We start from the raw sequence: 11,270 nt of genomic DNA on the forward strand, positions 1-11,270 counted from the left end.
CAATAGTTTAAAGGTTGATAATAAGGAGGCCTCCCTTTTTCCACAAAGCAAAGACTTATATTTAAATTATTTCATTGAGATTTTCACCAAATGTGGAGTGTCACTTTTAAGATTATTGGTGTAACTTCGGGTAAATTACTGTTTATGTACCAGGGTAGAAGTGATTTGATTCAGTTGGTTAAGAGCCTTTCCAGTAGCGAAAAGGCGTATATTTCAAAGTCCTTTATGAAAGCAGGGGTAGGTACGGGATATCAACAGCTGTATGATGCGATTAAAGGCAGTGAATCTGGGATGGTAAAAAATAATTCGGATTTGCCAACTAGTAAAATGACTGATCAAAAGAGAGGGCTTTATAAATATATCCGCAGGCATCTTCGGCAGATGCATCAGGAGCTGTCCATAGACATTATCCTTCAAAATAACCTCACAGACATCGAGATCTTATATGGTCACAGCCTTCCTGATCAAGCTATTCACCTAATGGAAGAAGCTAAAAAACTCGCATTGGAACATGAGCGGTTCAATTTATTGCTTCAGATTTTACAATGGGAACAGAGGCTCAATATTGTAGCCGAGAAACCCACCCGATCTATTGAGGCCATTAGAAAGGAAGAGGAGGCTATTGGAGTAAAGCACCTCCAGATCCTTAAGTTAATGGGGCTCTATCATCAGATTGTGGTTATGAAAAAGACCCATGGGTATGCCAATGGAACTGTCCGCAAACAGTTGGATAGTCTTTTGATGGAATCTTCTGGCTTCCCAAGTGAGAAACAATGTAAGAGCATAAAGGCCAGGTTTTACCACGACCTTATTTTGTCTTTATATAATTGGATGGTCTTTGACCATAAGCTGGCTTATTTTTACAGTAATAAATTACTACTAACCCAGGGTCGGATAATTCTTCCTGAAGATTATCTGAACGGGCTATTCCAACATATTACCTCCTGTGTATGCCTGGTAAAATTTACAGAAGCCATAAACTGTATTGGTTTAGCTGAACTGCATATGGGGGAATATAATCTGGATCAAAACAGTGCACGTCAGCAGTTTTTCTTTATTTACGATGCTACCTACAGAATTATTATCTATACCTATACCGGTAATATTGAAGAAATGAAGGACCTGATTGAAGAAGTTGAGCTTAGGTTAAAGTATTATGCGGGTACACTACCTTCTGAACTACGACAGGTAATGAAGGGTAATTTGATGAATGCTTATATGGCTATTGGAGACTATGAGCATGCGGAGCAAATATGGAATCAGCTTTTTACCCATTCATCGAAGAGGATACGACAGGACATCTATGCTGATTTATTTCTGTTTAGAATTTTTTTCTTATTGCAAACAGGCCGTTATGAACTGGTCAAAAGTATTGCGCTTTCGGCAAACCATTATTATAAGGATGTGGTAGAAGAAAAAAAAAGTTATGCTTTTGAGCATAAGATAACCAGGTACTTTGCCCGATCAATTCAGTGGGAGGATGTGGGCGCGAGAAAGAAAGCACTAGAGGAGATTAAAGGATTATTTACTGCACATATTGAATCAAAAACAGGAGTGATTTGTTTTCAGGAACATTATAGCCGATATGAAATCTGGTGTGAGGCGATTATAAAAGGAATTCCATTTTATCAGGCCGCAAAGGAGTGGTATTATAATCGTTAAAAAATGGATTTTCAGGTGGAATTGTAAATAGAAATAGGATTTTTATTTAAATATACTCAAAAAAGCTATGGGGTTTTTACTCTATTTAAATGGGTAATTTTCACATTTCTCAATTTTTTAAATTTTTAATCTTTGGCGTTTGCAAACCAAAAGGATATTTTTTAAATGATTAATGGGAAAAAAATTGGTCTTAGTTTGTCTGGTGGAGGTTTTAGGGCTGCAGCATTTCATTTGGGTGCTTTGAAGAGGTTGAAATCTATGGGTATTTTGGATCATGTTGATGTTATTTCCACAATTTCTGGAGGATCGATAATTGGTGCTTATTACGGCTTAAATAAAAATGATTTTAAGGATTTTGAAATAAATTTTAGAAAATGCCTGAAAAAAGGAATGATGTTGAGAATGATATTTTCATTGAGGCTCATTCTCTTTTATGTAGGATTTCTTGCATGTATCTGTGGGATCTGTATTTTATATATAAAAGGCAATCTTTGGTATTTGGGTTCAATGTCAATTATTGTAATGCTCTCACTAATTTTTATATTTCAATTTAAGCTACTGGCCTTTACAAAAGCGAAAGAAATAGCTTTTGAAAAGATTTTTTTTAAGAATAAAACAATTTCTGACTTACCATTAAGTCCAATTTTTGCAATAAATGCAACAAATCTTGAGACAGGAACTTTGTTTACATTTTCACAAACGAAAATTGACGATTCTAGTTATCACTATCCCAGAAATGGTGGGTTGAAAATCTCATTTAAGGGGGAAGCAATACCAATTTCGTTAGCGGTTAACAGCTCGACGAATGTTCCATTTCCGTTTGGGCCAGTTGGGATAAGGGCAAAATATTTTAAAACTTTAGAAATGTCAAAAGAGGTGAAACCAGCATTAATGGATGGAGGTCTTTATGACAATCAAGGTATTCATAAAATTACTCAATTAAAATCGTCATACAATTGCAATGTAATTATCTGCTGCGATGGTTCCCAGCCCTTTTCCTATTCTTTTAAAACCAAAAATTCTATTGGATTATTAAGAAGAACTTCAGATATAATGATGAGAAGAATTAAGAATCTTCAATTTGTTAGAAATGTATATGAAAACAAGCAAGAGATCGCGTACTATTCTCTTGACTGGACTTACGAAAAATGCCTAGGTTCTTTTGTTACTAAGGCCGTTAATGGGGAATTATCCAATGAATTACTCTCCTTTCATAATATTGATATACAATGCTGGCTGGATAAGAAGGATTGTATTTCTAATATTACTGAAATTGTTAAAACAAGAATTGGTTTTGATCAATTGATCAAAGAGGGCTTATCTGACGAAGAAGTTCTCGAAATGTCAAAGATAAAAACCGGACTTGCATCCTTTAGTGAGGATAGAATTGAGAAACTGGCTCGCCATGGCAGCGTGTTAACAGGAATTCAAGTTAGTCTATATTGTCCATCCCTTAAAAATAATAATTATGAAATTTGAAATTGATGTTTTAAATGTCGGTAATGCCGACGCAATTATACTCAGATATATTGATGATAGTGATAAAGAGTATGTTGTTCTAATTGATGCAGGTAATAAAGGTGATGGTGAAAAAGTAATGGAGCATATCAAGAATTATACTGATAAGAAATGTATTGATCTCGCGATTTGTACTCATCCTGATAGTGATCATATTGGCGGTTTCAAAGAAATCGTAGGAAATATGGATATTAAGCAATTTTGGATTCATGATCCAAAATTGAGTTATATTAAAGATAATATTGAAAGTGATCAACATCTTAAAAATACACTCTTATCTGAATCTATAATTGTCCCTTTGTTTGAGAGTATTAAAGAATCAACTGAACTTTTAAGCCTTATTGATTCCCGTAAAATACCAAGAAACGATCAACCATTTGCTGATTTAAAATTTGACGATGCATGTTTAACAGTTGTTGGGCCATCTGAAGATTTTTATAAAGAACAAGTCAAAGGCTTTAGGAATATAGCTTCGCTTTTTGAAAGTGCCAATTCATCAATGTTAATTCCAGGAGAATATAAAAGGCACCTTGAATCAGTTACTCAAAATTTTATTAGTCATTTAAATGATACTGGTAAAGAAAATAACAGTAGTGTGATTTTAATGTTTGAGCCAAAGGATGGTGAAAAATACTTATTCACAGCAGATGTAGGGCCCATTGGGCTTCAACGAGCAATTGATTCGTTTAAAATTTCAGATTTAACATGGTTGAAAGTACCACACCATGGTAGTAGGCGTAACCTAGAAGACCTAATTGTTGAAAAACTAAGACCTAAAATCGCATACATATCTTGTAAAAAGAATAGCCATTATCCAGATGAAGGTGTGGTTAAATGCCTAATACAAAATAGATGTAATGTTTATGCTACATATTCTGGAAGTTTACGGCTTTCTTATGGGGTAGAGCCTAGGGGTGAATATAAAAATGCTACACCTATAACAATTTAATAATATTATGAGTTTAGAAGTTTCGAGGGTGTTTCACCCAGTTGGTCAAGGCGCGTTTTATTCTGAAAGCCACTATGAAGAAAATGGTCGAATCTTCAATATTGTTTATGATTGTGGATCTTTGACAATCAGGAAAATAAAATTGGAGAGGAAGGTAAAAGGTGCTTTTAGAGAAGGTTCTACAATCGATATTTTGTTCCTTTCTCATTTTGATGACGATCACATAAATGGGGTTGAATACTTGAAAAAGCATTTTCAGATAAAATTGGTTGTAGTTCCTCTCGTGGATGAAGAAGAGAAGGTTTTAATCAAATTTAAACGATTTTTAGATTCAGGAAATACTGATAATAGCCTTTTGGATAATCCAACGAATTATTTTGGTCCAGAGACTCAAGTAATCAGTATTGAGCCATTGGATTTTGGTGGAAATATTTTTGAATTAAATTCTGGTCAAAATGATAATTTCATTGACCTTGATAAAAATTTGAGAATAAATCACTATCCTAGTGGAACAAGAATTTCCGGCTCGATTATAGCCAATTGGTGTTTTATTCCATTTAATTACAAGCAAGAGGAAAGATCTCGTTTGTTTAAGGAGTTATTAATTTATAACAATTTAGAATTTGAAAATTTAGAAAACGTTGAATATTTGAATGAAAGGAAATCCGAACTTCGGAGTGTTTATAAAAAAGTTGATGGAAGTATTAATATTAATTCTTTAGTCTGTTATTCTGGTCCTTTAAATAAAATCAATGATCGATTTATCGTGGATTGTTTAATTACAAGGCCCTTTGATAGGTATTATCTTGGTGGTTTAGGTGGTTGTTTATATATGGGTGATGTTGATCTAAATGTCTCAAATATTATTGACGACCTATTTCAAAGGTTAGGGAATTTATGGGGAAATGTAACTACTGTACAAATCCCTCATCATGGCGCTAATCGTAGTTTTAATAGTAAATTGCTGAATGAAAATTTGAGGCATTTAGTTATAAGCTATGGAACTAATAACCCATGGGGGCATCCGGCCGATTTTGTTATAGAAAACTGTTTAAGAACGTGTAATTTAAGCCTTGTATCTGAATATTCGGAAAGCATGACCGTAGAACAGATTTACATTAAATAAATCGTTTGTGAACCGTATGTTATTTTGGTTTTAGACAAAAAGATTTAAAATATTTATGGAATTATTTATTCATATAGTTTGTGCTCTGTTAATATAAAGTGTATTAAAATCGTTTAAAGATTTATTTGTATCAATTACTTAAGTCAGTTTCATCCATTCTCTGAATAAGCTTTTCTTTCAGCTCGTCAAGGAAAGCAGTCCTACTGGATTGACGGATACGAATGTTCTGGAAGGTTCTGTAAAAGGGGCCAAGATCCACATGAAATAGTTGTTCTAAGGCAGTAATGATCTTTTTTACCTCGGCTTTTCCGTTATTTATACATTTGGCAGAATGTAATGCGTAAGCCAATTCAATGAGAGCTACCTTATTGGTAGTCCATTCAACAAATACTGGGTTTTTGGTATTTTGATCTCCATTTTTGTTTTTTAGTTTAGCAATTTGCTCGCTAACATATTTTAATATGCTTTTATATGCTATAACTTTTGAGAGTTCGATGCTTGCCTGTGGGATATTTTTTTCCATTTCTTGTATGGGTTCAACAGGTAAAAATGAAGGTAAAACTGTTTTTCTGCTAAATAAAACTGAATCTTCCTCCTCCCTTTGGATTTTATGGTAAAGCTTGAGCATAATATTTCGTTGTAATAGCTGATCGTAATAATTTGACTGTTGTTTGAAGAAACCGAGTTGAATTTTCCTTTCTTCAAATTCGGGTCTTTGCAATTCGATATGCATCAACTCAATATAGTAGAGTGTTTCCGAATGTATTTTTGGTATAATTGTTTTGAATATTTCAATTTCTTCTCTTTCCGTCGAAAATTTATATTTTTCGATTGATAGTCTCAACTGATAATAGGCTTCACGGGTAACTTCGTAACATTGTTTATAATAGTCAAGGCCGGTTACTCCAGTAGAACAAATTTCATTTAGCCTGTTGTACATTTGTTGACTAAGTTTTTCTGCATGTTTTATCATAACCTGTTGATTTAGGTGCTAATGAACTAACAGCACAAATCTGTAGTGTTGCCCTTTAATTTACAAGGCATTCTATTTCAAAAATGGCGAATCAGGGAAATTTGTAACTGAAATATAACACAATAATGTGAAATAAGGTATTCTTTTATAAAGAACGATAGATTTATCGGAAAACAGCAGGGTGGGTAATTTTACCCTTTGTTAGCCGGGCAAATCACCCTTTTTTGATTTTTTCTATTGATAATCAATAAGTATATTATAATTCTGATAATTATTCATTGCTTTTCTCAAAAGTAGGTATTAGATTCGTTGTTAAATTTTAGCCAAAAGCCTAAAAAATTAACAATTTACTCCTGACCAATTTTAAGTTCAAGACGTCTTTTGCCTGGCTACTTTTTTGCCTGATTCCCAAAATGGGCTTAGGCCAGGTCTACCGTGACTCCTTACAACTGAGCACGGATTTGTTGTATATGGCTAATGATAAAGCGATTTCCCAGGATTTTTTCTATACCACTGCTAAAGAACTTAAGGCTACGCTCGCTGTAAAAGCACACTACATCAGCCCAAGAGGCGATAGTACGCTCATTCTTCGTTCCGTGTCGGACGAGATCATGCTGCCCGCCGATAAACATATACTCCAGTACCATTACGGTAAACAGTCTAAAGAACTGTACACAGCACCAGGCTTCGCAGCCTGTCTTCGGTATGCAGATCAGTTGCCAGCCGGCAGGTATGTATATACTGTAAGCCTGTACCAGGGCAATGATACCCTTACCCATACCTATTTCCTCAAGCAGGTCGACAGTGCAATATCGGCCGAGTCTGCGCTGCGCCGGGATATTATGGAGATCGTACAGACTTCTGTAAAAGCTAACGGAGGAAATGGTGATTTAAAAGCCTTGCAGCAAAAAGCATCCAATAAAGTCAGTAATGCACTGAACCTGTCTCACAACAAAATAGACCGTTATCTGCGCAAAAAGCAGCTGACTGCACAATATTTGCGCTCAGGAGATGATGAGCTGCTGCATCTGTACAGCGATACGCTGCTTGTGGGCACGATAAGCCTGCCGGCTGCACAATCCTTTTCTAACCTTTATGTGCAGGAAAAAGAGCAGTTGAATAATCGTATCGCAGACTTCTCCAAAGATCAGCTGGAGAATATGCGTTCCCTGCAAAACCAGTTTCGCGAAATACTGGAAGGAGAAAAAAAGGATCGCAGCATTACCGGTGACATCAATGTGTCGGGCAACTGGGCCAACCAGCAGGAGCCTAACTCTATGCAGGATAATCAGTATTACGAAGTAGGGGGGCAGTTGTCCTTCCCTATAGCCGATATACCCATTACCCTTACGGGATATTATACTACTCAGGATCAGCATCGCGAAGCCAAAGCCAGTTACTTCCGGTTCAGCTACGATGCCCAGAAGGCCAAAGAGCAGCTGATGAAACTGGTGGGCAGTTACAATAAAAAATATGAGCAGACCTTTAATAAAGGATTCTCTTATGATATGGTGTACAGCCAGTTTGTAAACGGGCTACAGTCCGAAAAAAACAACCTGCTGAATCGCCTGAAAAAAGAAGCCGGGGTGGAAAACTTCGACCCATCGGTATACAACGAAGCGTATTTTAAAGCCAGGGCAGAAGAACAGGTTGCCCGGCTGAAAGCAAAAGCGATCGACAGCGCACAACAGCTGGCTGCGGGTAATGATACCCTTGCCGCAGCCAAAGCTAAAGCACAAGCCCTGCAGGCCAAAGCCACAGCGCAATATGCAAAGGCCATGGAATACTATAACAAGATCCAGGCACTTGAAGAAAAGATCAGACGATATGAAAAACTGGTGCAGCAATATAAGCAGAACCTGCACTATGACTCGCTGCTGGCTTATGACCAGTTGAAGGACCTGAAAGATCTTGATCAGATGTCATATAAAGATATGGCTAAAAAAGCAGCAGGTCTGCTGCCGGAGGGCAAGGCCAAGACTTTTATTGCCGGGTTGACCAGCTTCGATGCCGGTATCTTCCCCAAATATGTATCCCGTTTTACCCAATCCGGTCAGATGATGAAAGGCCTGGATGCGGGTTATGATATCGGATTTGCCGAGATCGGCGGTGGCTATGGCAATACCGAGTTTGTAGACCGTACCGGAACCGTAGAGACCTATAAGGCCTATAACCTGCGTATGACCAGCAAACCGGTTAAGCAGCAGCAACTGGGATTTGTGTACTATGGTTATTCCCCATCTAAACGCTGGCTCAAAAATGATGATTTTTTTAAAGGGGCGGATCTGTCATTGCCCAGCTTCCGAAACCCGATCAGTATTGTAGCAGCCACTTATAACGGCAGCTTCGGTAAAGACATACATGTAGAAGGGGAGTATGCTTTCTCTAACCAGCAGCGTAGCAGCAGTCAGTATACCGATCAGGGTAATGCCGCTATAGCCTGGAAAGAGCGCTCGGCCTATAGCCTGAAAGCAGACGGATCATTATTAAACAACAATGTACTGCTGCGCGGCGAATACGAATATGCCGGCAAGAATTTCGAGAACAATACCCTGCCCATGATGCTGTCCGGTATAGAGCGTCTGCAGGTAGGTGCAGAGGGCAATCTGTTCCGTTCCTTTTTGCGGATGAATGTAGAGTACAACTACATGATACAGCAAAACTTTACCAATACCGGAAAGAATGCCAAGTGGGGATTTGCCTTATCTACACACAGTAAGCGTTATCCGTCTGTAAGCATATCCTACAAGCCATTTACGACCTTCCGCACCTTTACCGATACCTTAAATGTACCGCAGAAGCCGGTGCTGGGAGAGGTCTGGACCGCTAAAGCCAATTACCAGATCAAGAAGAAAAACTACGCGCTGCGCTTCACCCTGGTGTATAATAAAAACACCAGCATCATGGATACACTGAATTACAGTAGTTCCATGCTGCAGTTCAATACCCTGTACAGTACTGCCACACAAAGCCTGATGCTGACACTGGGTCGCTCCGGGATACAATCTACCAGCATTGCCGTGCCTTATCCGGCATTTAATAACAGCAGTTACCTGATGCTGAGCGGTACGCAGCAGTTCAGTAAGGGCACAGGTGTTGGCCTCAGTACCGATATCGCCGTAAACGAAACCGGCCTGGCTAAGTACGGCTGGGGTTGTAACGGATTTTACCGCCTGCCCAAACAGCCCCTGACTATAAGATTAAATTTCAGAAACAGTAATTATAAAATGGCTGAAACTACAGCATGGGAGCACCTTTACGGAGGCAGCCTGGAACTGTTATGGCAGATCAATACTAAACTATAAAACATATTAATACCGTTATATGAACCACAATTTTTTCAAACGCATTGTCTTAAGCCTGCTCCTGCTTTGCGGGGTATTGTATACCCATGGCCAGCAGCGTATGGTCCTGAACCTGGGTATGGTAGACGGTGTTGAATTAAGCAAAACCAACCTGTTTGACTACCAGATCATCTCCTCATTAGGCAGTAGCCGTGCGGCCACGCTGAACGGGCAGATCCGCTACCGGAACATGCCTTATTCCATTGGGTATAGCATAGACCTGAGCATACAGCCGGGTGTCAATAATATTCGCGAAGCCGCCAGCCGCGCACGTATGACGTACTCCTCCGGTTCTATGAAAGAACTGTTTGAACAATATGGTAAACTGCCGGAAGGCATTTATGAATATTGTGTAACCCTGACCCTGAATAGCAACGGTTCGGGAGAGACCGCAAAGGAAACTTACCAGGAGTGTGTATATGGCAGAGGTACAGATGTGTTCCTGATCAACCTGGTAGATCCGGAAGATAAGGCCAGATTGTATGAGTATAATCCCATGCTGAGCTGGACGGTGAATTATCCATTTGCTGCTGCCTTAAGTTACAAGCTGAAAGTCGTAGAACTGAAGCAGGGACAGAATGCAATTAATGCCGTAAAGCGCAATAATGCTGTGTATGAAGAGAAAGGCCTGATGCAGCTGAGCCAGACCTATCCGGTATATGCCAAACCGCTGCAACTGAACCATACCTATGCCTGGACGGTAGATGCTTACTACAAGGACATCCTGTTGGGTGGCGCAGAAGCCTGGACATTTACGATCATAGAAGATACGCTGCTGAAAGCGGTACCGAAGGAGATATCCTACTATGACTTTGCAAAGCATATCGGAGAAACAAAAATATTTGCAGTGGATACGCTAAAGCTAAAATATCAATCATATACGCGTCTTAAAGATTCTATGAAATACCAGATCGTTTCAGAAAAAGGCAAAGAAGTCATTTCCGGTACCCTGTCCTTTTACAGCGAACCTACATATTTTGCCATGGATCTGACAGGGATTGGTAAGTTCCAGCACAAGAAAACCTATTATATGTATATAACTGATGCTAAGGGCAAAAAATACACAGTTCCTTTTATTTACATCAATTCTTTATACCTGGACAAATAATGAAAAAGATATTTCTGATTGGTTTGGTCATTTTGTCGGCCTGTAATCAAAAACAACAGGACAATGAAACTAAAGGCTGGCAATATAAAGATCCGCTTACAAAGATCATGAACAATAATGGGGTGCAGTATACCATTACCCTGCAAACAGCAGAACAAATGGCTTACTTGCGAGCATTTGATAGTAAAACACAAAAACTCGATGAACAGCGATACGCCGAAGAGCTCGAACAGACCAAAGACCATTTCTATTTTGTAATTACACAAAAAGGTGGAAATGACCGGAATGTACTGGAACAAAATGCGGGTAATGAAGAAATGTATGCTAAGCGTTACCAGTACTACCAGACCGATGCACAGCAGGATATGTGGCTGGCCAGTTGCCGGGATACTGTATCTCCCGATGCTTACCTGTATGAAAACAACATGGGTGTTGTTTCCGAGAACCGGATGGTTGCTGCATTCCCGGTAGGTAAAGATACCTGTGACATTCAATTAATTTTCCATGACCGTGCTTTTGATAATTACCAGATCAGGGCAAGTTATGCTTATAAAGATATTCAAAACGCTCCGAGAGCAAAACAGTACTAA

At 38.5% G+C, this 11,270-nt stretch carries 8 protein-coding genes; 7 read left to right on the plus strand and 1 reads right to left on the minus strand.

Going from position 1 to position 11,270, the window contains the following annotated elements; all coding sequences use genetic code 11:
- Positions 1 to 225: 225 nt before the first annotated feature.
- The 4 genes from FTD44_RS07575 to FTD44_RS07590 all read left to right on the plus strand — a co-directional run bounded on the left by FTD44_RS07575 (position 226) and on the right by FTD44_RS07590 (position 5,255).
- Positions 226 to 1,662, plus strand: coding sequence for a hypothetical protein (locus FTD44_RS07575; RefSeq protein ID WP_222165883.1), 1,437 nt, complete (start codon positions 226 to 228; stop codon positions 1,660 to 1,662).
- 165 nt (positions 1,663 to 1,827) lie between these two features.
- Positions 1,828 to 3,141, plus strand: a complete 1,314-nt coding sequence (locus FTD44_RS07580) for a patatin-like phospholipase family protein (RefSeq protein WP_222165884.1) — start codon at positions 1,828 to 1,830, stop codon at positions 3,139 to 3,141.
- Positions 3,131 to 4,129, plus strand: a complete 999-nt coding sequence (locus tag FTD44_RS07585) for a ComEC/Rec2 family competence protein (RefSeq protein WP_222165885.1) — start codon at positions 3,131 to 3,133, stop codon at positions 4,127 to 4,129. The genes FTD44_RS07580 and FTD44_RS07585 overlap by 11 nt, the downstream gene beginning before the upstream one ends.
- A gap of 7 nt (positions 4,130 to 4,136) precedes the next feature.
- On the plus strand, positions 4,137 to 5,255 hold the full coding sequence (locus tag FTD44_RS07590; RefSeq protein WP_222165886.1) for an MBL fold metallo-hydrolase: 1,119 nt from the start codon (positions 4,137 to 4,139) through the stop codon (positions 5,253 to 5,255).
- 130 nt (positions 5,256 to 5,385) lie between these two features.
- On the opposite strand, the gene FTD44_RS07595 is transcribed toward FTD44_RS07590, so the two are convergent.
- Positions 5,386 to 6,228 (minus strand): RteC domain-containing protein, encoded by an 843-nt coding sequence (locus FTD44_RS07595; RefSeq protein WP_222165887.1) that lies wholly within the window; start codon positions 6,226 to 6,228, stop codon positions 5,386 to 5,388.
- A 413-nt stretch (positions 6,229 to 6,641) separates the two neighbouring features.
- Between FTD44_RS07595 and FTD44_RS07600 the strand changes: the two genes are divergently transcribed.
- From FTD44_RS07600 to FTD44_RS07610, 3 genes are read left to right on the plus strand one after another with little or no spacing between them, the layout of a single operon-like run.
- Positions 6,642 to 9,533 carry a hypothetical protein gene (locus FTD44_RS07600; protein ID WP_222165888.1) on the plus strand — a complete coding sequence of 964 codons (2,892 nt, stop codon included), beginning with the start codon at positions 6,642 to 6,644 and terminating at the stop codon, positions 9,531 to 9,533.
- 19 nt (positions 9,534 to 9,552) lie between these two features.
- Positions 9,553 to 10,680 carry a hypothetical protein gene (locus FTD44_RS07605; protein WP_222165889.1) on the plus strand — a complete coding sequence of 376 codons (1,128 nt, stop codon included), beginning with the start codon at positions 9,553 to 9,555 and terminating at the stop codon, positions 10,678 to 10,680.
- Positions 10,680 to 11,270 carry a hypothetical protein gene (locus tag FTD44_RS07610; RefSeq protein ID WP_222165890.1) on the plus strand — a complete coding sequence of 197 codons (591 nt, stop codon included), beginning with the start codon at positions 10,680 to 10,682 and terminating at the stop codon, positions 11,268 to 11,270. The genes FTD44_RS07605 and FTD44_RS07610 overlap by 1 nt, the downstream gene beginning before the upstream one ends.

Origin of the sequence: Edaphocola aurantiacus, from assembly GCF_019797745.1 — a bacterium.
Classification (GTDB): Bacteria; Bacteroidota; Bacteroidia; order Chitinophagales; family Chitinophagaceae; genus Edaphocola; species Edaphocola aurantiacus.

Coding starts and splice junctions, on each gene's coding strand:
- FTD44_RS07575 (WP_222165883.1), top strand. CDS start 226: ATGAAAGCAGGGGTAGGTACGGGATATCAACAGCTGTATGATGCGATT.
- FTD44_RS07580 (WP_222165884.1), top strand. CDS start 1,828: ATGATTAATGGGAAAAAAATTGGTCTTAGTTTGTCTGGTGGAGGTTTT.
- FTD44_RS07585 (WP_222165885.1), top strand. CDS start 3,131: ATGAAATTTGAAATTGATGTTTTAAATGTCGGTAATGCCGACGCAATT.
- FTD44_RS07590 (WP_222165886.1), top strand. CDS start 4,137: ATGAGTTTAGAAGTTTCGAGGGTGTTTCACCCAGTTGGTCAAGGCGCG.
- FTD44_RS07595 (WP_222165887.1), bottom strand. CDS start 6,228: ATGATAAAACATGCAGAAAAACTTAGTCAACAAATGTACAACAGGCTA.
- FTD44_RS07600 (WP_222165888.1), top strand. CDS start 6,642: ATGGGCTTAGGCCAGGTCTACCGTGACTCCTTACAACTGAGCACGGAT.
- FTD44_RS07605 (WP_222165889.1), top strand. CDS start 9,553: ATGAACCACAATTTTTTCAAACGCATTGTCTTAAGCCTGCTCCTGCTT.
- FTD44_RS07610 (WP_222165890.1), top strand. CDS start 10,680: ATGAAAAAGATATTTCTGATTGGTTTGGTCATTTTGTCGGCCTGTAAT.